Annotated in this window: 20 protein-coding genes; 18 read left to right on the top strand and 2 right to left on the bottom strand. The window is 48.4% G+C overall.

The genetic code is table 11. The features are described from left to right. Positions 1 to 155: 155 nt before the first annotated feature. Complete coding sequence (locus tag FPZ49_RS08000) at positions 156 to 428, top strand: helix-turn-helix domain-containing protein (protein WP_144845315.1); 273 nt, start codon at positions 156 to 158, stop codon at positions 426 to 428. A 287-nt stretch (positions 429 to 715) separates the two neighbouring features. On the opposite strand, the gene FPZ49_RS07995 is transcribed toward FPZ49_RS08000, so the two are convergent. Both FPZ49_RS07995 and FPZ49_RS35425 read right to left on the bottom strand, forming a co-directional pair. Then, positions 716 to 1,687: a YifB family Mg chelatase-like AAA ATPase gene (locus FPZ49_RS07995; RefSeq protein WP_144845313.1), complete on the bottom strand. Its 972-nt coding sequence runs from the start codon at positions 1,685 to 1,687 to the stop codon at positions 716 to 718. Between the two features lie 89 nt (positions 1,688 to 1,776). Next, positions 1,777 to 2,067: a hypothetical protein gene (locus FPZ49_RS35425; RefSeq protein WP_186445676.1), complete on the bottom strand. Its 291-nt coding sequence runs from the start codon at positions 2,065 to 2,067 to the stop codon at positions 1,777 to 1,779. A 638-nt stretch (positions 2,068 to 2,705) separates the two neighbouring features. Between FPZ49_RS35425 and sucC the strand changes: the two genes are divergently transcribed. The 17 genes from sucC to FPZ49_RS07905 all read left to right on the top strand — a co-directional run bounded on the left by sucC (position 2,706) and on the right by FPZ49_RS07905 (position 20,242). Continuing rightward, a complete protein-coding gene (sucC, locus tag FPZ49_RS07985) occupies positions 2,706 to 3,866 on the top strand; it encodes an ADP-forming succinate--CoA ligase subunit beta (protein WP_144845309.1) in 1,161 nt (386 codons plus the stop codon). A gap of 48 nt (positions 3,867 to 3,914) precedes the next feature. Next, a complete protein-coding gene (gene sucD, locus FPZ49_RS07980) occupies positions 3,915 to 4,847 on the top strand; it encodes a succinate--CoA ligase subunit alpha (RefSeq protein ID WP_144845308.1) in 933 nt (310 codons plus the stop codon). Positions 4,848 to 4,988: 141 nt separating this feature from the next. Then, complete coding sequence (gene dprA / locus FPZ49_RS07975) at positions 4,989 to 6,092, top strand: DNA-processing protein DprA (RefSeq protein WP_144845306.1); 1,104 nt, start codon at positions 4,989 to 4,991, stop codon at positions 6,090 to 6,092. Positions 6,093 to 6,135: 43 nt separating this feature from the next. Then, complete coding sequence (gene topA / locus FPZ49_RS07970) at positions 6,136 to 8,244, top strand: type I DNA topoisomerase (RefSeq protein ID WP_144845304.1); 2,109 nt, start codon at positions 6,136 to 6,138, stop codon at positions 8,242 to 8,244. 95 nt (positions 8,245 to 8,339) lie between these two features. After that, positions 8,340 to 9,668 carry an FADH(2)-oxidizing methylenetetrahydrofolate--tRNA-(uracil(54)-C(5))-methyltransferase TrmFO gene (gene trmFO, locus FPZ49_RS07965; RefSeq protein WP_144845302.1) on the top strand — a complete coding sequence of 443 codons (1,329 nt, stop codon included), beginning with the start codon at positions 8,340 to 8,342 and terminating at the stop codon, positions 9,666 to 9,668. A 117-nt stretch (positions 9,669 to 9,785) separates the two neighbouring features. Continuing rightward, positions 9,786 to 10,331 carry an ATP-dependent protease subunit HslV gene (gene hslV, locus FPZ49_RS07960; RefSeq protein WP_144845300.1) on the top strand — a complete coding sequence of 182 codons (546 nt, stop codon included), beginning with the start codon at positions 9,786 to 9,788 and terminating at the stop codon, positions 10,329 to 10,331. Positions 10,332 to 10,394: 63 nt separating this feature from the next. Next, positions 10,395 to 11,795: an ATP-dependent protease ATPase subunit HslU gene (gene hslU / locus FPZ49_RS07955; RefSeq protein WP_144845298.1), complete on the top strand. Its 1,401-nt coding sequence runs from the start codon at positions 10,395 to 10,397 to the stop codon at positions 11,793 to 11,795. 26 nt (positions 11,796 to 11,821) lie between these two features. Further along, positions 11,822 to 12,595 (top strand): GTP-sensing pleiotropic transcriptional regulator CodY, encoded by a 774-nt coding sequence (gene codY / locus FPZ49_RS07950; RefSeq protein ID WP_144845296.1) that lies wholly within the window; start codon positions 11,822 to 11,824, stop codon positions 12,593 to 12,595. 236 nt (positions 12,596 to 12,831) lie between these two features. Continuing rightward, positions 12,832 to 13,233, top strand: coding sequence for a flagellar basal body rod protein FlgB (flgB, locus tag FPZ49_RS07945; RefSeq protein WP_144845294.1), 402 nt, complete (start codon positions 12,832 to 12,834; stop codon positions 13,231 to 13,233). A gap of 2 nt (positions 13,234 to 13,235) precedes the next feature. Further along, a complete protein-coding gene (flgC, locus tag FPZ49_RS07940) occupies positions 13,236 to 13,691 on the top strand; it encodes a flagellar basal body rod protein FlgC (RefSeq protein WP_144845292.1) in 456 nt (151 codons plus the stop codon). Between the two features lie 27 nt (positions 13,692 to 13,718). After that, on the top strand, positions 13,719 to 14,021 hold the full coding sequence (gene fliE, locus FPZ49_RS07935) for a flagellar hook-basal body complex protein FliE (protein ID WP_144845342.1): 303 nt from the start codon (positions 13,719 to 13,721) through the stop codon (positions 14,019 to 14,021). Positions 14,022 to 14,065: 44 nt separating this feature from the next. Next, entirely contained in the window at positions 14,066 to 15,661 is a 1,596-nt protein-coding gene (gene fliF, locus FPZ49_RS07930; protein WP_144845290.1) for a flagellar basal-body MS-ring/collar protein FliF, read from the top strand. A gap of 22 nt (positions 15,662 to 15,683) precedes the next feature. After that, positions 15,684 to 16,691, top strand: coding sequence for a flagellar motor switch protein FliG (gene fliG / locus FPZ49_RS07925; protein WP_144845340.1), 1,008 nt, complete (start codon positions 15,684 to 15,686; stop codon positions 16,689 to 16,691). Continuing rightward, a complete protein-coding gene (locus FPZ49_RS07920; RefSeq protein WP_144845288.1) occupies positions 16,684 to 17,505 on the top strand; it encodes a FliH/SctL family protein in 822 nt (273 codons plus the stop codon). Before fliG ends, FPZ49_RS07920 begins: the two co-directional genes overlap by 8 nt. Positions 17,506 to 17,507: 2 nt before the next feature. Then, complete coding sequence (gene fliI / locus FPZ49_RS07915) at positions 17,508 to 18,830, top strand: flagellar protein export ATPase FliI (protein WP_144845286.1); 1,323 nt, start codon at positions 17,508 to 17,510, stop codon at positions 18,828 to 18,830. An 8-nt stretch (positions 18,831 to 18,838) separates the two neighbouring features. Beyond that, positions 18,839 to 19,279 (top strand): flagellar export protein FliJ, encoded by a 441-nt coding sequence (gene fliJ, locus FPZ49_RS07910; RefSeq protein ID WP_144845284.1) that lies wholly within the window; start codon positions 18,839 to 18,841, stop codon positions 19,277 to 19,279. Between the two features lie 36 nt (positions 19,280 to 19,315). Further along, on the top strand, positions 19,316 to 20,242 hold the full coding sequence (locus FPZ49_RS07905; RefSeq protein WP_144845282.1) for a MotE family protein: 927 nt from the start codon (positions 19,316 to 19,318) through the stop codon (positions 20,240 to 20,242). Positions 20,243 to 20,247 lie beyond the last annotated feature (5 nt).

Raw genomic sequence — 20,247 nt, 5'->3', positions numbered from 1 at the left:
TATGGCAGGGGCAATGAGCAAACGCAGCAAACAAACGGTGTTGTGTCAATTCCAGCAATGGCTGGCCGATTTGCCCTTGTACATCAAGGGTTTGTTCGGTAATTTAAGCTGCGAAAGTTGAGTTACTAATTTTTTAATATTTTAAGGAGGAAACTATGAGCCAGTATAATTTATTAATCGAAATGGGTCTTGGGTCTGAAATAAACGAAAAATTCAAATCAATTCCCGATCAAACAATGTTAAGCCCGAGTGCAATTGCAAAAATGCTTAATGTGCACAAAGAAACAGTGCGACGTTGGTGCCGTGAAGGAAAGCTGCCAGCATATAATTGGGGCGGTAAATACGTTATTTGCGCTAGTGATTTCAAAAAATTCATGGAGCTGTCCAAGAATCTAGGACCTGCGCAAAAACAGGTGATAAATATATAAATGAATCACGTAGCTTTATCTTTTTTTAAAAGCAAAAAGATTCAATATTATTTAGAAAATAATAAAATCATATTTTCTTGTTTTAAATGTAGTGAAAAAACTGAAATGGATTTAATTAAAACAACCTGGAAATGCAACAAATGTCTCAGCAGTGGTAACCTTATAACCCTTAATGAATTATTAACTGAAACAGGGCCGCCTTCAACGAAAATATACAATCCTCGGCAAGAAAGGATTTACATTCACGAAACCCTTAGACAGTTATGTGCGAAATATCCGAATGATCGTCAGTTAAAAAGTGTGGCTTTACGGATTGATCGCTTCAGTACCTGTTTAATTACATTTACAGAGGTTAGAGTAACTAAATAGGAGTTGTTATGTACCAACACCCTTTTAATTACTGTATCAGCTGAGATCGTATGATGTGGAGTACGGAAGGGGCGTTCCCGAATGAGCTGGCTGCGGTCGGCGAATTTGCCGGAAGCGCTGTATACTTTCGTTACGTCAAGCGACTCGGACTCGGACATGGCGGACATGATGGTCGGCAGACGCCGAGCCAACATCGTCTTTCCCGTGCCTGGGGGACCAATGAGCAAAATATTATGCATCCCAGCGGCACTGATCGTCAGCGCTCTTTTTACATGCTGCTGTCCGTGTACATCCGAATAATCGTTCGGTATCGCTGGTTTAATGGAGCCAGAGCTATGGGCTAAACGACGAATCACACCCATTGGCCCCGCAGTGACCACATCTTCATCCCCATCTTTCTTCAACTCGCGCAAATGGGAGACACACGTAACCTCGAACCCTTGCAGCCACGCCGCTTCCTCCGCATTTTCGACCGGAACGATCGCTCGCACAATTCCTGCATCTCTAGCAGACGAAAGCATCGAGAGAACGCCGGGAACCGGTCGGATCGATCCATCCAGAGATAATTCACCGATAATCAACGCGCCCTCGAACTCCTTCAAATCGAGCTGTCCACTTGCCGTTAGAATGCCCGCTACGATCGCCAAATCAAAGGCCGAGCCTTCCTTCCGGATATCCGCAGGCGCCAAATTGATGGTGATCCGCTGCAAAGGAAAATTGAAGCCTGAATTTTTGATGGCCGCTCGTACCCGTTCCATCGATTCCTTAATCGCACTGTCCGGCAGCCCAACAATGTTGCTTTGGGGCAAACCATTGCTCAAGTCGGTTTCCACTTCGACCATTTTACCTTCAATACCGTGCAAGCACGCGCTGATTACTTTTGCATACACGAAAAAACACCTTCCCCATGAAAAAGTCATGGCAAAAGGTGCTTCCTTATCCGCCGTCAATGTTCCTTTATCATAATACGCGGGCTAACCTAACGCAACAGTAAATCACCGGCTGCACGGTTTAAAAGCACTGCAACAAGGCTAAAATGGAATTCAGAGGTGATGAGAAAATGCAGGATAAACCTTATTTCTGCCCCAATTGTCGCTCCAACCGGGTGAAATTCAGCGTCATTTCGAGCTATTCCCAGCGCTTTATGAAGGACGCAATCTCCGGCAGCATTCAGGAATTTAGCGATCCGCAGCAGCTTGAGGCAAGTGAGCCCACCATCCAATGCATGATTTGCAGCTTCACGGGCAATGAGATGCGGTTCATTAAACAAGCCGAACGCGAGCCTCGCGTAATGACCCCTACCACTCCGCCGACATTCTCTTAAACCATCGGCTGAGCGCGTTAGGCCGGCGCATTTTTCCGTTAGGGAGGAATGCGCCTTTTGTTTTTTCCAAAACGGATCCCGGATCAAATAATTTAAAGACATCTGGGTATGTTATTTAGAGGCTTGAGGATGAATTTGGATATCCCGAAGGAATCACCGATTCTTTTTGTTGCAATAACAGCTCCTGATCGAAGTAATCCAAGGAGAGCGACCGCGATTCAGAGTTAGGATCTGTTGAAACAGTCGAAAAGGTTAGTTGCACATAACCATTCTTTTCGCCTGTTATAACAAAATTCACAATCGAAGATTATTCGATGAGGGGCGACCGCGTTTAGCGGAAAATTTTGTTGCAACAATACAAAAGGTTATTCTCAAAGGAATAACCGATTCTTTGTATTGTTATAAAAAATATTAATTACGTAAAATGAGGAAACTGTCGAAAAAAAGTGGTACAATGAGTAAGGTTTGTGTCTCAAGGACAAGTTTTGTCCCGGTTTCACAAGTTCCGTTAGCGGTCGGTCCGGCTCGAGAGGGTCATTCCGATTCCATATAGTAAGCCATTACTGATAGGAGGATTTTGCTAAATGAATATCCATGAGTATCAAGGCAAAGCAGTGCTGAAGCAGTACGGGGTTGCCGTACCTGAAGGAAAAGTGGCGTTCACGGTTGACGAAGCCGTTGAAGCAGCCAAATCGCTGGGTACTCCGGTTGTAGTTGTTAAAGCGCAAATTCATGCCGGCGGACGCGGTAAAGCAGGCGGCGTTAAAGTAGCCAAAAATCTTGACGAAGTTCGTACATATGCATCCGAAATCCTGGGTAAGGTTCTGGTTACACACCAAACAGGTCCGGAAGGCAAAGAAGTTAAACGTCTCTTGATCGAGCAAGGCTGCGATATTAAGAAAGAGTACTACGTGGGCGTTGTCGTGGATCGCGGCACTGGTCGCGTCGTTATGATGGCTTCGGAAGAAGGCGGTACGGAGATTGAAGAAGTAGCAGCTCACACGCCTGAGAAAATCTTCAAAGAAGTCATCGACCCAGCGATCGGCCTGCAAGCATTCCAAGCACGCAAGCTGGCTTATGCCATCAACATCCCTGGTGAGCTTGTAAACAAAGCGGTTAAATTCATGACGGCGCTCTACAAAGCGTTTGTTGAGAAAGACTGCTCCATTGCCGAAATCAACCCATTGGTTGTTACTGGCGACGGCAACGTAATGGCCCTGGATGCGAAATTGAACTTCGATTCCAACGCGCTGTTCCGTCACAAAGACATCCTTGAGCTTCGCGATCTGGACGAAGAAGATGAGAAGGAAATCCAAGCGTCCAAGTTCGACCTCAGCTACATCGCACTCGATGGCAACATCGGCTGCATGGTTAACGGTGCTGGCCTGGCAATGGCGACTATGGACATTATTAAATACTACGGCGGCGAACCGGCTAACTTCCTTGATGTAGGGGGCGGCGCTACGAAAGAGAAAGTAACGGAAGCATTCAAAATCATTCTGTCCGATGCTAGTGTTAAAGGGATTTTCGTTAACATCTTCGGCGGAATTATGAAGTGCGACATTATTGCAGACGGCGTTATTGCAGCAGCTAAAGAGCTGGGCTTGACTCGTCCGTTGGTTGTTCGCTTGGAAGGCACGAACGTAGAGCTCGGTAAGAAAATGCTGAACGAGTCCGGTCTGAACATCGTTGCAGCGGATTCCATGGCAGACGGCGCTCAAAAAATCGTAGAACTCGTGAAGTAATCGGCTCTTTAACGTTCTTCAAAATAATCAGGGGATGTGAACTATAACATGAGTATTTTGGTTGATAAAAATACGAAAGTCATTACACAAGGCATCACCGGTTCCGTAGGTATGTTCCACACTAAGGGCGGTTTGGACTACGGCACACAAATGGTCGGCGGCGTTACGCCAGGCAAAGGCGGCACGAACGTTGATATTACACTTGAAAACGGCGAAACTGTTGCTCTTCCAGTTTTCAACACCGTTGTTGAAGCGAAAAAAGCGACAGGTGCTACGGCATCCGTTATCTACGTACCACCGGCTTTTGCTGCTGATGCCATCATGGAAGCAGTAGACGCTGAGCTGGATCTCGTTATTTGTATCACAGAAGGCATTCCAGTGCTTGACATGGTACAAGTCTCCAAATACATGGAAGGCAAGAAGACCCGTCTGATCGGGCCGAACTGCCCGGGCGTTATTACTCCAGGCGAGTGCAAAATCGGCATTATGCCGGGTTACATTCACACTCCAGGCCACGTAGGCGTCGTTTCCCGAAGCGGAACGCTCACTTACGAAGCGGTTCATCAGCTGTCGACTCGCGGTATCGGTCAATCCTCCGCAGTTGGTATCGGCGGCGACCCGGTAAAAGGCTCCGAGTTTATCGATATCTTGAAGCTCTTCAACGAAGATCCGGACACCTATGCAGTTATCATGATCGGTGAAATCGGCGGCTCCGCAGAAGAAGAAGCAGCTGAATGGATCGCAGCGAACATGAAGAAGCCGGTTGTCGGCTTCATCGGCGGTCAAACAGCGCCTCCAGGGAAGCGTATGGGCCATGCTGGCGCCATCATTTCCGGCGGTAAAGGTACGGCAGCTGAGAAAGTAGCTACGATGCAGCGCTGCGGTATCAAAGTAGCTCCTACGCCTTCCGAGATGGGCTCCACGCTCGTTAGCGTGCTCGAAGAAAAAGGCCTGCTCGAGAAGTGCATCACTAAGAAGTAAACTTTAATTCAATACCATTTGAGTTAGGCAAGCAGCCTCTCATTTCCGTAGTTTGCTACGGATTTGAGGGGCTTTTTTGTATTCCGGACTTGCTGAAGAAGGCCAAAAGTTGTTTCTTATTAAAGGAGTGATATATACTGTATGAACAACCGACAAATGCTTTTTGCCTTACACCATATGCAGGGCATCGGTTATAAGACGATTTACCGCTTGCTCGAAACGTTCACACAGCTCAGTGAAATGCTTCAGTTTACCAAAGAGGATTGGATCGGCTTCGGGTTAGGATCGGTCAAAGCGGAGCAGCTTTGTCGGGGATTATCAGCTCTAGATGCCGAAGCGATAACGAACAAAGAACGTCAGTACGCGGAAAAAGGGATCGAATGGGTGACCTTTTGGGATGAGGCGTACCCGAAGCTGCTCAAGGAAACGGCTGATCAGCCTTGGATCATGTATTATATGGGGGATCTCGCGCTGGCTTCGCTTCCTTGCATCGGTATGGTCGGGACTCGAACGCCTACGGCTTACGGTAAAATGACAGCGGAGAAGCTGGCTGCTTCCCTTTCTGCGAACGGGGTTTGTGTTGTCAGTGGGCTGGCTCGGGGGATTGACAGTGCTGCACATGAAGGTGCTTTAACGGGAATAGGAAGCACGATTGCGGTTTTAGGCTGCAGTATCGAGGAGATTTATCCGCCCGAGAATAAGCTTTTATACCGGAAAATCGCATCGCAAGGTGTCTTATTATCGGAATATCCGCTGGGTACCAAATCGCACCCAGGCTTATTTCCTCAGCGTAATCGAGTTATTGCCGGGCTTAGCCTTGGTGTCGTTGTTGTGGAGGCAGCGCTCAGGAGCGGCTCTCTCATCACGGCGGATCAAGCGCTGGATGAATCGCGCGATGTGTTCGCTGTCCCAGGACCCATCTCCTCACCCAAGAGCCAGGGCACGCTGTCGCTCCTTAAGCAAGGGGCCAAGCTCGTGACCGGGCCTGAAGATATCCTAGAAGAATACGCAGACAGGATAGGTTTGGAACGATCGGCAAACATTAAAACCATCATTGGGGCACCGTCTCCCCTTAAGGCGGATGAGCAGCAAATTTTCGATTTATTAGTTACCAAGCCGATGTCCATCGATGTGCTGAAGACGCAAAGTCAATTTACGTTTGGACATTTGCATTCAGTTCTGATAAATTTACTAATGATGCGGCGCATCGTCGAGCTTCCAGGTTCTGTCTACACAGTGCCTTGATGATCATATACATATTTCATTTGTCGAAGGGGGCAAGACGCCTATGGCAGATTCATTAGTCATTGTGGAGTCACCCGCAAAAGCCAAAACCATCGGGAAGTATCTAGGCAGCAAATTCATCGTGAAAGCTTCCATGGGACATATTCGGGACTTGCCAAAGAGCCAAATTGGCGTAGAAGTAAATAAAAACTTTGAACCGAAATACATAACGATCCGCGGTAAGGGCTCCGTGCTTAAAGAATTGAAGGATGCCAGTAAGCGCGTCAAAAAAATTTATCTGGCGGCTGACCCTGATCGCGAAGGGGAAGCGATTGCATGGCATTTGGCACATTACTTGGATATTTCCGATCAAGATGCCTGTCGGGTCGTATTTAATGAGATTACGAAGCAAGCGGTGAAGGATGCCTTCAAAACGCCGCGTAAAATTAACCAAGATCTGGTGAACGCTCAACAGGCTCGGCGTATTCTAGACCGGCTTGTCGGTTACAAGATCAGCCCGCTGCTTTGGAAAAAGGTGAAGAAAGGGCTGTCCGCCGGTCGGGTGCAATCGGTTGCGGTCAAACTGATCTACGATCGGGAGAATGAGATTAACGCTTTCGAGCCCGAAGAATATTGGACGATCACAGCTAAGCTAACCACGGGAACCGCCGATTTTGAGGCGAAGTTTTACAGCATTGGCGGCGATAAAAAAGAGCTGCACAATGAGTCCGAAGTGAATGAGGTTCTTGCGGAACTGCAAAAGGCGGACTTTACCGTCAGCGAGGTGAAGGAGAAGGAGCGCCAGCGCAACCCGTCTCCACCGTTTATTACGAGCTCGATGCAGCAGGAGGCGGCCCGCAAGCTGAACTTCCGTGCAGCCAAAACGATGTCCGTAGCCCAACAATTATATGAAGGAATTGATTTGGGAAGCGAAGGAACCGTCGGTTTAATTACCTATATGAGAACGGATTCGACGCGGATTTCACCGGTGGCTCAGGAGGAAGCGAAAGAGTACATTGAACAAAAATATGGTGCATCCTACTATCCCGAAACGCCGCGCACTTATTTGAAAAAGAACGCGAACGCACAGGACGCCCACGAAGCGATTCGACCGAGCTCCGTGCTCCGAGAGCCGGATCAGATTAAAGAGCATTTGAGCCGTGATCAATTCCGTCTCTATAAGCTGGTTTGGGAGCGTTTCGTGGCCAGTCAGATGGCGTCTGCAGTATTAGATACGATGACCGTTGATTTGAACGCAGCCAATACGGTGTTCCGTGCAGTCGGCTCGAAAGTGAAGTTCGCCGGGTTTATGAAGGTCTACGTGGAAGGCACGGATGATGCGGCTGTGGATACAGGGGATGACGATAAGCTGCTGCCGCCGCTTAAGCAAGGTGATCCCATCAAGAAGAAGCAGATCGATCCGAAGCAGCATTTTACCCAGCCGCCACCGCGTTATACCGAGGCCAGATTGGTCAAAGCGCTGGAAGAGATGGGGATCGGACGTCCGAGTACGTATGCGCCAACGCTAGAGACCATTCAGAAGCGCGGTTACGTCGCGATCGAGGAAAAGAAATTTGTTCCAACCGAGCTCGGCGAGCTGGTTATTGAGCAAATGATTGAGTTTTTCCCGGAAATTCTGGATGTCGAGTTTACCGCGCATATGGAAGAAGGGCTGGACCATATCGAGGAGGGCAAGGAAGACTGGGTTCGTGTGCTGAGCGAGTTTTACGAATCGTTCGAGAAACGTCTTGAGGTAGCCGAGGAAGAGATGGAGAAGATCGAGATTCAAGACGAAGTCTCCGACGAGATTTGTGAGAAGTGCGGCCGTCATTTCGTATACAAAATGGGCCGTTTCGGCAAATTCCTCGCTTGCTCTGGCTTCCCGGACTGCCGCAACACCAAGCCGATCGTGAAGGACATTGGTGTAACGTGCCCATCCTGTCACGAAGGGAAAATTATCGAGCGCCGAAGCAAAAAGGGACGTATCTTCTATGGGTGCGACCGATATCCGGAGTGTGAATTTGTTTCCTGGGATAAGCCGGTGGAAGCGCCGTGTCCAAATTGTGGATCGATGCTCGTAGAAAAGCGCAACAAATCCGGCACGTTCATCCAATGCGTGCAGTGTGACTTCAAAGAAGAAGCGAAGGAAGAAGCAAGCGAGCAGGAAGATTAATTGAATGTAATGTATGCAGACGCAGGCTTTTCCTTTAGGAAAAGCCCTGCTTTATGAGGATTGAGAAATGCAAAAGGCCTAGGAGGATATCCACGTTGTCAGACACACCTAAAGTAACCGTAATCGGAGCCGGTTTAGCCGGTAGTGAAGCCGCTTGGCAAATTGCCAGCAGAGGGGTTCCGGTTGTTCTATATGAAATGCGCCCGGTCAAACAAACGCCGGCACATATATCCGATAAATTCGCCGAGCTCGTCTGCAGTAACTCTCTGCGTGCGAATGGGCTAACGAACGCCGTTGGTGTATTAAAGGAAGAAATGCGCATTTTGAACTCGCTTATTATGCGCGCGGCGGACAAGCACGCCGTCCCAGCGGGAGGAGCTCTTGCTGTAGACCGTGATGGCTTCTCGGCGGAAGTCACTTCCATGCTTCGCAACCATCCGCTGATTGAGGTGCGCAATGAAGAGCTGGAAGCGCTGCCGGAAGGCATTACGGTAGTCGCTACGGGGCCACTGACTTCGCCTGCGCTGTCCAAGCACCTGCAGGATTTGACCGGTGAGGACTATCTCTACTTCTACGATGCGGCGGCGCCGATTGTAGAGAAGGATTCCATTGACATGGGTAAGGTGTATTTAGCCTCACGATATGACAAGGGCGAAGCGGCGTATCTGAACTGTCCGATGACGGAAGCAGAATTCAATACGTTCTACGAAGCTCTGATCACCGCAGAAACGGCACCGATTAAGGAATTTGAGAAAGAAATTTACTTCGAGGGCTGTATGCCGATCGAGGTCATGTCCAAGCGTGGGCGCCAAACCGCGCTATACGGTCCTATGAAGCCTGTGGGGCTGGTCAACCCGCATACAGGTCAGCTGCCATATGCCGTGGTTCAGCTGCGCCAAGATAACGCGGCAGGAACGCTGTACAATTTGGTCGGATTCCAAACCCATTTGAAATGGGGCGAGCAAAAGCGAGTATTTTCGCTGATCCCGGGATTGGAGAATGCAGAGTTCGTACGCTTCGGCGTTATGCACCGGAACACGTTTATCAATTCTCCGAAGCTGCTTCACCCGACCTATCAGTTCCGCGGCCGAGAGAATTTGTTTTTTGCAGGTCAAATGACCGGAGTAGAAGGCTATGTAGAATCGGCTGCCTCGGGATTAATCGCAGGGATGAATGCAGCCCAATTCGCGAAAGGCCAGGAGTGCTTCGTGCTTCCTCCAGATACGGCGCTGGGCAGCATGGCGCAGTATATTACGACGGCGGATTTTAAACATTTTCAACCGATGAACGCGAACTTTGGCCTGTTCCCTCCGCTCGGAGAGAAGATCAAGAGCAAGCAGCTGAAAAATGAAAAGATCGCGCAGCGGGCAATTGAGAAAATTCAGAATTTTTCACAAAACGAATACAATTCAGCTTGTAAATGAAACATGTACTATGTTACTATATACCCGACATATTGATGCCGAATAGGGAAGCGTGCCCGCAAAACTAAGCTTGTACAGCTTAGTTTTCTTCTTGAATGAAGGGAGAAACGAGAAGCTATGGAGCAAACATTTCACGCCACGACGATCTTTGCGATCAGGCATCAAGGCAAAGGTGCTATCGCCGGTGACGGTCAAGTGACCTTTGGCAACAGCATGGTTATGAAATCGCAGGCTAAGAAGGTGCGCAGGCTGTACCGCGGCAATGTGATTGCAGGGTTTGCTGGGTCCGTCGCCGATGCGATCACCTTGTTTGAGAAGTTCGAGGCCAAGCTGGAGGAGCACCACGGCAACCTGCAGCGTTCCGCTGTGGAGCTGGCGAAGGATTGGCGGCAGGATCGCATCTTACGACGGCTGGAAGCGATGATGATCGTGATGGACCGCGGCGGCTTGCTGCTCATCTCTGGTAACGGTGAGATCATTGAGCCGGATGACGGTATTCTTGCGATTGGCTCGGGCGGCAGCTTCGCGCTGGCTGCAGGCAGAGCACTGCATCGCTATGCGCCGACCATGACTGCTAAAGAGATTGCCCACGCATCACTTACGATGGCAGCGGAAATCTGCGTATTCACCAATCACAACATTATAGTGGAAGAAATTGAATAATTAATTGACAACTGGCAGCGCCATCGGATGCTTGTTCAGTTGCTATGCAGGAGGTTATGTCCATTGAAACAGGCCGCCTTAACCCCCAAACAAATTGTTGCCGAACTGGATAAGTATATTGTCGGACAAAAGCAAGCCAAGAAATCGGTAGCCGTAGCGCTCCGCAACCGCTATCGTCGCAGCCTGCTTGATGAATCCATCCGCGACGAGATCGTACCGAAGAACATTTTGATGATCGGACCGACCGGCGTAGGGAAAACGGAGATTGCAAGACGCTTGGCAAAGCTGGTGAATGCGCCGTTTGTCAAAGTAGAAGCAACCAAGTTTACTGAGGTTGGATACGTCGGCAGAGATGTGGAATCGATGGTTCGGGACTTAGTGGAAACGTCGATACGTATGGTGAAGGCGGAAAAAACCGATAAGCTCAAGGAAAAGGCGGAGCAGATGGTCGTCGATCGGCTGGTCACGATTCTAGTGCCGAATCCCTCCAAGCCCAAAGAAAATCGGAATCCGCTAGAAATGCTATTTGGCCAGCAGCAAAACCAGTCATCTCAGAATCAAGAGAAAGAAACGGATTCAGGCATCCTGGCCCGTAGACAGGAAGTAAAGAAACAGCTGCTGAATGGCGAGCTGGAACAGCAAGTGGTAGAGATCGAGGTGGAGGACAATACTCCTTCCATGCTTGATATGTTGGCCGGACAGGGCAATGAGCAAGCGGGCATGAACATGCAGGAGCTGTTCGGCAGCCTGATGCCTAAGAAGACCAAGAAGCGCAAGCTGCCTGTGAAAGAAGCACGCAAGGTACTGCTGCAGGAAGAAGCTCAGAAGCTGCTCGATATGGACGAAGTGATGCAAGAGGCTGTGAAGCGAGCAGAGCAGGATGGTATCATTTTTATAGATGAAATCGATAAAATTTGCAGCTCCAGTCGCGGCAGTGGTCCGGATGTATCCCGTGAAGGCGTACAGCGCGACATTTTGCCGATTGTAGAAGGCTCCACCGTCATGACGAAGTACGGGCCTGTCAAAACCGACTATGTGCTGTTTGTGGCCGCAGGTGCCTTCCATATCGCCAAGCCTTCGGATTTGATCCCCGAGCTCCAGGGGCGCTTCCCGATTCGGGTAGAGCTCAGCAGCTTGACGCAGCAAGATTTCGTTCTTATATTGAAGGAACCGCAAAATGCATTAACAAAGCAGTATACAGCATTATTGGAAACCGAAGGCATCAAGGTTCAATTTTCAGACGAGGCGATTTTGGAAATCGCCAAAATTGCAGCAGAAGTCAACCAGAATACAGACAACATTGGCGCGCGGCGCTTGCATACCATTTTGGAGAAGCTGCTGGAGGATCTTTCCTTTGAAGCCCCGGAAATTACACTTGACCAAATTGAAATTTCTCCGGAGTACGTCAGAGAGAAGCTGTCCGGAATCGTGCAAAACCGTGATCTAAGCCAATATATATTGTAACTGTCGCAATCTAGGAGGCAAGTATTATGACATTGTTAATGAAGACCAGAAGGCTGAACAAGCTTTTGCAAAAAGAAGCGGGCAAGACGGTGAGCTTCATGGATATGGCGGCCGTGCTCAGCGATATTTTGCAATCGGATATTTTTGTCGTCAGCCGGAAAGGAAAAGTACTGGGCAGCGCATTTGTCTCGGCGATGCAGGATATGATGCTCAACAAATCGGTTTTGCTCGAGAATCGTTTTCCGATCGAGTATAACGGGCTGCTGCTCAAAGTCGAAGAAACCTCCTCGAATTTGGCGTCCGGGAGTGAGTTTGATGTGTTTGGCGATCATTCCGGGGATGCCAGTTTCTACGTTACGATTGTCCCTGTAATCGGTGGTGGAGAGCGTCTGGGTACATTGGTGCTTACCAAGAGGAACGGTCAATTTATCGACGATGACCTGATCTTGGCGGAGTATGGATCCACGGTTGTGGCGATGGAGATTTTGCGGGAAAAAGCCGAGCAGATCGAAGTCGAAGCGCGCTCCAAAGCGGTGGTGCAGGTCGCAGTCGGTTCTTTGTCGTTTAGTGAGCTGGAGGCCGTGGAGCATATCTTTGAACAACTGGATGGCACAGAAGGGTTGCTGGTTGCCAGCAAGATTGCCGACCGTGTGGGAATTACCCGATCCGTTATTGTCAACGCCCTGCGCAAGTTGGAAAGTGCTGCCGTGATTGAAACACGCTCCTTAGGAATGAAGGGAACGTATATTCGTGTATTGAATGATCAGCTAATGACTGGCATCCAAAGCGTGAAGTCATAATTCGTCATACTTCAACGAAATTTCATACTTTAAGAGCCCTATATTTAAATATAGGGCTTTTTTCATATTGTAATCATTTTCAAGTTTCTTCAATATAGAAATAGTTCATAAAAACTACAAGATTCCCCATGGTTACTATATTTTTTTTCGAGAATCATGTCGAAGGAAGGAGGATATTATACCGCACTTGTTGAATATCTATCAGCACATCACTCTGTGAAAGTGGGAATTTAGACGTGAATATACTGAATAAGCCCGGTTTTCAGCTGATGGAAAGGTCCTTGGATGCTGCATCGCTTCGACAAAAGGTGATTGCAGATAATGTCGCCAATGTCGATACGCCGTACTTTAAACGCTCGGATGTGAAGTTTGAAGATCTCTTGCAGCAAGAGATGAACGGAGCTTCACTGGAAGGCTATCGGACGGATCCGCGGCACTTTTACATAGGTCGTCCGCCGAAGCCCGAACCACAGATTATCCAGGATCAATCCTCTATGATTAACAATAACCTGAATAACGTTGATATCGATTACGAGATGTCGCTCATGGCCAAAAACCAGCTGAGATATAACGTGATGGTGCAGCAGGTTAATGCAGAAGTAAAGAAGCTTAGAACGGCTATAGGCGGGAGGGTCTAAGGATGAAGCTAACGAACGGGTTTGATATCAGCTCCTCCGCACTGACGGCTCAGCGATTTCGTATGGATGTCATTTCGTCCAACATCGCGAACGCCGACTCTACACGAGCGAGATTCGTAAACGGAAAGTGGGTTCCTTATCAGCGCAAGCTGGTTACGATGGAGCCAAAGCAGCAAAGCTTTGCGCAATCGTTGCAGAATGCAATGAGCGGCGAAGAAGGCGAGGCTGGAGAAGGAGTCCGCGTAACCAAAGTCATTGACGACACTTCTCCCTTTAAGCAGGTCTACAATCCAACGCACCCGGATGCAGACGAGAATGGTTTTGTACTTTTACCGAATGTGGACGTGCTTAAAGAAATGGTGGATATGATATCTGCAACTCGTTCCTATGAAGCTAACGTAACCGCATTGAATGCATCGAAGTCCATGATTGGTAAAGCGCTTGAAATTGGTAGATAAACGTTCAGATGACAGGGGGGTACGATGATGATCGATAAGTTAAACCTGCAGACGGCCGCCAAAATTGCAGGGACTGCACCGACGAAGAGCATGAGCGCATCTGAAGTTTCCGATCAATTCGGAGCGTACTTGAACGATGCGATTGCCAGCCTGAACAATCAGCAAGCCTCAGTAGATAAATTAAACGAGCAATTCGTCAAGGGAGAAATTTCAGACGTTCACCAAGTGATGATCGCATCCGAGAAAGCATCGCTGGGATTAGAACTTACGGTTCAAGTGCGGAACAAAGTGATTGAAGCCTATCAGGAAATCATGAGAATGCAAGTCTAACGCATAGAACAATCCTAGATCGGTCGACTGGATGAGGTGAAACAGTGAATGAGAATCTACTCCAGTATTGGAATCGGATAAAACAATATTGGAATCAATTTAGCAAAGCTCAGAAATATACAATCATTGCCACTGTAGTACTGGTTTTAATGACGCTTGGTATTATTAGCTATAATTTTTCCAAAACCGAGTACGCCTTAGCGTATACGAATTTGCAGCCGGCGGATGCTGCCGCGATCAAGACCTACTTGGATGGGGCCAAGATTCCTTACCAACTGAGCGATGACGGGAAGAGCATCGGGGTGCCTCGAAGCCAAGTCGCTAGCGTGAAGCTGGCGGTTGAATCGCAAGGACTGAACAAAACCGGAAATGTCGGCTATGGCGACTTTAGCAAGAGTGGAAGCTTCGGCACGACGGATCGCGAGTTTGACGTGAAGTATATCAATGCCGTTCAAGGGGAGCTTCAACAGCTTATTAACTCGAATACGGCGATCAGCAATTCCAAAGTGCTTATCAGCTTGCCGAAGGAAACGATGTTTTTGCCAAAGGGTACGGAACCTGAGAAAGCTTCCGCATCGGTCGTGCTGAACATCAAGCCAGGGTACAATCTCGATCAAGCGAAAGTGGATACGATGTACAATCTGGTATCCCATAGTGTGAAGGATTTGCCGGTTGATAACATTACGATTTCCGATCAGAACGGGGATATGCTGGAGTATTCCAAGGGCAAGAACAAGATTAACAGCGCTACTACATTGGCAGCACAAAATTTGGAGTTCAACAACCAGTTCAGAAAAGACGTTCAGATGAATGTGCAGCAAATGCTCGCAGCGATTCTCGGTCGAGACAAGGTCATTGTCAGTGTGTTCTCTACCATGAATTTTGATCAGACGAAGCGTAAAGAACAGCTCGTAACAGCGCCGAATACAGTAGATCAGGTGGGACTGGACATCTCCATTCAAGAGATCCAGAAAAATTACAACAGCGACAGCAGCGCACCGCAAGGCGGCGTTCCAGGAACAGGAGCAACCGATGTTCCGGGCTACCCTGGAAGCAGCAATAACGGCAAATCCAAATCCGAAGAAATGCAGCGGACGGTCAACCGTGAAGTGAACCGGATTACGAATGAGATCGACCTTACGCCTTACGTGCTTAAAGATTTAACCATCAATGTAGGGATTGAGCCTCCGGATCCGAATGATCCCAACTCGCTCACGCCTCAGACGATTGATGCGGTTCGGCAAATTTTGGTTAACGTCGTTCGTGCTGCATTGGCAGATAACAAACAAACATTGACTGATGATGATTTGGCGAAGAAAGTTACCGTGTTCCCTCATGCATTTGCTCGTACGACTGCAAATCAAGGGACAAGCTCCAACACCATGCTGTTATACGGTGGATTGGGTGGTATAGCTCTGGCACTTCTGGCTGGCGGCGGATACTGGTTGATGCGTAGACGCAGAGCGGCGGTAGAAGCGGAGAATGAACTGATCGACGATGCACCGAAGGTCGAGTTCCCAACCATTGATATCGACAATGTGAACAATGAAAATCAAGTGCGTAAACAACTGGAGCAGCTTGCGAAGAGAAAGCCGGAAGAGTTCGTTAATTTGCTTCGCACTTGGTTAGTAGACGAATAGAGGTGTGCAGCGCTTGGCTAAAATGCAGCAACCGGTTTTGACGGGGCGACAAAAGGCCGCAATTTTATTGATCAGCTTGGGCCCGGAAGTTTCTGCTCAAATTTTCAAGCATCTGCGGGATGAAGAAATTGAACAGCTTACTTTGGAAATAGCCAACGTTCGAAAAGTCGATAATCATGAAAAGGACGCCATCATGGCGGAGTTTCACCAAATTTGCTTGGCGCAGGAGTTCATCTCGCAAGGCGGAATTACCTATGCGAAGGAGATTTTGGAGAAGGCGCTCGGCTCCCAGAAGGCGCTGGATATTATCAACCGACTGACAGCAACGCTGCAGGTAAGGCCTTTCGATTTTGCGCGCAAAGCGGACCCGGCACAAATTTTGAACTTTATCCAGAACGAGAACTCGCAAACGATCGCATTGGTATTATCTTATTTGCAGCCGGAGCAAGCATCAATCATTCTGTCCTCGCTTCCGCAGGATAAACAGGCGGATGTCGCTAAGAGAATCGCGTTAATGGACAGCACTTCACCGGAAGTCATTTCACAGGTAGAGCGAGTGTTGGAGCAAAAACTCTCTGCGACAGTTACTCAAGATTACACGAATGCAGGCGGTATTTCCGCTGTGGTCCAAATTTTGAACGGTGTAGACCGCGGTACGGAGCGCACGATTCTGGATTCATTGGAAATTCAAGATCCGGAGCTCGCCGAAGAAATCAAGAAGCGCATGTTTGTCTTCGAAGATATCGTCAACATCGACAATCGATCCATTCAACGGATTATTCGCGATATCGAGAACGCCGATCTCCAGCTTGCCCTAAAGGTGGCGAGCGAAGAAGTTCGAGAAGCCATCTTCAAAAACATGTCGAAGCGTATGGCCGAAACCTTCCGTGAAGAGATGGAATATATGGGACCTGTACGACTGCGTGATGTGGAAGAAGCTCAAACTCGCATTGTAGCAACGATTCGTCGATTGGAAGAATCAGGTGAAATCATCATCGCACGCGGTGGAGGAGATGATATTATTGTCTAATGTCATCAAGTTTTTCCAGTACGTTGCATTGGAAGATTCCAAGATCGTAGAACCGGCAGCTTCCACTGTTCTTCATCAAGAACAATCGGAGGAAGGAATCGAACAGCAAGAACAGCAGGAAGATTTGACTGAATTGATGCTGATGAAAGAACAGATATTGCAAGATGCACAATCGTTTGCAGAAGAACAAGTGCGTGCTGCTATGGACGAGGCCGCAGCAATTAGACATCAAGCTCAAGTCGAGATTGATCAATGGTGGCAGGAGCGAAGACAGCAGGATGAAGCTCTTATCCAGAAGTCTCAACACAACGGGTTCCAGCAAGGGTATGAAGAAGGCAAGTCCCAAGTGGAGCAGCTCATTCGTGAACAATATGATGGAATGCTGCAGGAAGCTTCACACATATTACAGCAAGCATACGAACTTAAACAGCAAATCATTCACGAGTCGGAGCCGTTCTTGATTGAGCTCAGCTGCTCGATCGCAGAGAAGATCGTTCAGCGCCAGCTTACACTTGAACCTCAATGGATAGTCGAGTTGATCGGTCAAGTGATGTCTCGCAGAAGAGAAACCGGGATTATGACCCTGTGCGTTTCGCCCTCGCAGTTCGCTTATATACAAGACGCACGAGAAGAGCTTTTGTTGCACATTGATTCGCAAGCGGAGCTGCAAATTATCCCGGATGCTTCCGTACAAGACCAAGGATGTGTTGTCCGATCGGCCTTCGGCAGTATCGATGCCAGAATCGACACGCAGTTGAAAGAGATTAAAAGCGCATTGCAGCAGTTAGCTTTACGAAGCGACGAGGGGGCCTAAAGATGCATCAAGCTCCATCCGCTGCTAAGTATTTAGAGCACCTGCGCCAAATGGATCCTATTCGCGTCAATGGCAAGGTGACACAAGTTATCGGTCTGACCGTTGAATCCGAAGGACCGGACGCCAGTATCGGCGATGTATGCTATATATACCCGTTTAAATCGAATCAGCCATTAAAGGCCGAAGTTGTCGGATTTAAAAACAATAAAGTTATTTTAATGCCGCTCGGTGAGCTTCAATCCATTGGCCCGGGCTGCGATGTAGTTGGGACTGGGAAGCCGCTGACCGTACAAGTGGGTCACGAGCTGCTCGGCAAAGTTTTGGACGGGCTCGGTCAGCCGCTGGATGGAACCTTATTACCGTCTCGCATGACTCATTACTCTACCAATAACTTGCCAAGTAATCCATTGAAACGTCCTCGTGTTTTAGAGCCTATCAGTGTAGGCGTCCGTTGTATCGACGGGCTTCTAACCATTGGCAAAGGTCAGCGTGTCGGTATTTTTGCAGGCTCAGGTGTAGGTAAGAGTACCTTGATGGGAATGATTGCCCGTAACACATCAGCTGATGTGAACGTAATTGCGCTGATCGGTGAACGGGGCAGAGAAGTACTCGATTTTATCGAACGCGATTTAGGACCAGAAGGTCTTGCCCGTTCTGTCGTTATTGTCGCTACTTCCGACCAGCCAGCATTAATACGTATCAAAGGTGCTCTTATCGCGACCAGTATAGCTGAGTATTTTAGAGACCGGGGTCTCAATGTCATGATGATGATGGATTCGGTCACCCGGTTTGCCATGGCTCAGCGTGAAGTTGGTTTGGCTGTGGGTGAGCCGCCGGCTACGCGTGGTTACACCCCATCGGTGTTTGCCACCTTGCCTAAGCTGTTGGAACGCTCAGGTACCGGGCCTAAGGGATCGATTACTGCTTTTTATACAGTACTAGTAGATGGAGACGACATGAATGAGCCGATTGCGGACGCGGTTCGAGGAATCTTGGATGGGCATATTGTATTGGATCGAAACATTGCCAACCGCGGCCACTTTCCTGCCATCGACGTCTTATCTAGCGTCAGCCGGGTAATGAAAGAAATCGTCCCAGAACAGCAGCAGAGAGCGGCATCGAATCTGAAACGGTTACTATCTGTTTACAAAGATTCGGAGGATCTTGTCAATATCGGGGCGTACCAGCGCGGCTCCAATCCAGAAATTGATCTTTCTCTCGATTCGATCCAATCGATATGGGATTTCACCAAGCAGGGAGTCAATGAGAAATTGACCTATACGGATGCTCATGAGCGTTTAATACGAGAATTTTATAGGGGATGAGATGGAGCATGAGATTTCGCTATTCCTTCCAAAAGATCGTGGACTTAAAAACGAACGAGAAGACGCAAGCTGAGTGGATGTTATCGCAAGCGATGGTAACGTTGAGAGAAGAAGAGAACCATTTGAACGAGCTGGAGTATGCCAAGATTGAAATGCAGGAGGAACTGCATAAGGCGTCCGGCCAGCGGACAACCGTTTCCAATTTATTGCTGCTGCAGAGCTATGTGGATCACATTGATCAATCCATTCATTCCAAGCAAAAGGATTTGGAGACGGCGAAAGTGGTTGTTCAAGAGAAACAGGATGATTTGACCGAGAAGATGCTGCAGGAAAAAGTATGGACCAAGGCTAAAGAACGGGAATATCGCAAATTTACCTTGCTGATGCTCAAAACAGAGCAAAATCAGCTTGACGAGATGGCGACAAACCGATTTAAAAGACTTTCCTAAACCTATGAACCAAGTCAGAGGAGGTGAGATGAAGCAATGGCAAACGCAGATACGGAGCAAACCCCTTCGTACGGGGCCATGGAGCGTTTTCTGATCTGGTTCCTCATCCCTTTAGTCTTTACCGCAGTACTGCTTGGTGTATTGCTTACCATTTTTGACTACGATGTGATGAATAGCTTGCTGCGAGCCGCGAATAAGGTGCCGATTGTAAAAAGTTTGGTTCCGGCCTCAAAGGTCAAGTCGGCTGATACCGGTACAGACAAACCGAAGACTCAGAATGCGGACGAAAATACAGCCGAGTCTGCGGACAGCAAATTGGCGCAAGTAAATGCTCAGCTGGAACAAAAGGATGCCGAGCTGAAAAAAACGGCGGCAGCACTTCAGCAGCGAGATCAGACGATCAAAGACCTGCAAGTAAAAAACAGCACGCTCGAAGAGAAAATGAAGACCAAAACGCTGACTGATGAGGAATACAGCAATCAAATTCAACAGTTAGCTACGATGTACGCGAAGATGACACCGAGCAAATCTGCCCCGATCATGGAGAATTTGACGACTAGAGAGCTGGTGCTGCTGCTTGGGATGATGAAGACGGACGATCGGGTCAAAATCTTGGAGAAAATGGATCCTAAAAAAGCGGCCGACGCTTCCATTCTATTGAAGGATCAAACCAACGCGAAGGACAGCGAAATCGCAGCGCTTCAAGAACGTCTGAAGCAAACAGCTACACCGGACCCAAAGGCGGCTGACAAGCTAAGTAAGGATGATCTCGGTACCACATTTGCTAACATGACGCCGAAGAGTGCCGCTACTGTGATTTTAGAGCTGCAAAAGACGAATCCCGACAAGGTGATTTCGATTCTTAACTCGATGGATAGCGCGGGTCGATCTAAAGTGCTTTCAGCCATTTCCGATCAATCGAAAGAAACAGCCGCATTGATCTCGGCTCGCCTAGTACAATAACGCTT

Source organism: Paenibacillus cremeus, from assembly GCF_007786445.1.
Taxonomy (GTDB): Bacteria; Bacillota; Bacilli; order Paenibacillales; family NBRC-103111; genus Paenibacillus_G; species Paenibacillus_G cremeus.
This window is presented reverse-complemented; position numbering and strand designations above follow the sequence as displayed.

Excerpts from the sequence above, each read along its gene's own strand:
- fliG (WP_144845340.1), top strand. The coding sequence starts at position 15,684 with ATGCAGCAACCGGTTTTGACGGGGCGACAAAAGGCCGCAATTTTATTG.
- codY (WP_144845296.1), top strand. The coding sequence starts at position 11,822 with ATGACATTGTTAATGAAGACCAGAAGGCTGAACAAGCTTTTGCAAAAA.
- fliJ (WP_144845284.1), top strand. The coding sequence starts at position 18,839 with ATGAGATTTCGCTATTCCTTCCAAAAGATCGTGGACTTAAAAACGAAC.
- dprA (WP_144845306.1), top strand. The coding sequence starts at position 4,989 with ATGAACAACCGACAAATGCTTTTTGCCTTACACCATATGCAGGGCATC.
- hslV (WP_144845300.1), top strand. The coding sequence starts at position 9,786 with ATGGAGCAAACATTTCACGCCACGACGATCTTTGCGATCAGGCATCAA.
- sucD (WP_144845308.1), top strand. The coding sequence starts at position 3,915 with ATGAGTATTTTGGTTGATAAAAATACGAAAGTCATTACACAAGGCATC.
- fliE (WP_144845342.1), top strand. The coding sequence starts at position 13,719 with ATGATCGATAAGTTAAACCTGCAGACGGCCGCCAAAATTGCAGGGACT.
- fliI (WP_144845286.1), top strand. The coding sequence starts at position 17,508 with ATGCATCAAGCTCCATCCGCTGCTAAGTATTTAGAGCACCTGCGCCAA.
- FPZ49_RS08000 (WP_144845315.1), top strand. The coding sequence starts at position 156 with ATGAGCCAGTATAATTTATTAATCGAAATGGGTCTTGGGTCTGAAATA.
- sucC (WP_144845309.1), top strand. The coding sequence starts at position 2,706 with ATGAATATCCATGAGTATCAAGGCAAAGCAGTGCTGAAGCAGTACGGG.
- flgC (WP_144845292.1), top strand. The coding sequence starts at position 13,236 with ATGAAGCTAACGAACGGGTTTGATATCAGCTCCTCCGCACTGACGGCT.
- FPZ49_RS07905 (WP_144845282.1), top strand. The coding sequence starts at position 19,316 with ATGGCAAACGCAGATACGGAGCAAACCCCTTCGTACGGGGCCATGGAG.
- topA (WP_144845304.1), top strand. The coding sequence starts at position 6,136 with ATGGCAGATTCATTAGTCATTGTGGAGTCACCCGCAAAAGCCAAAACC.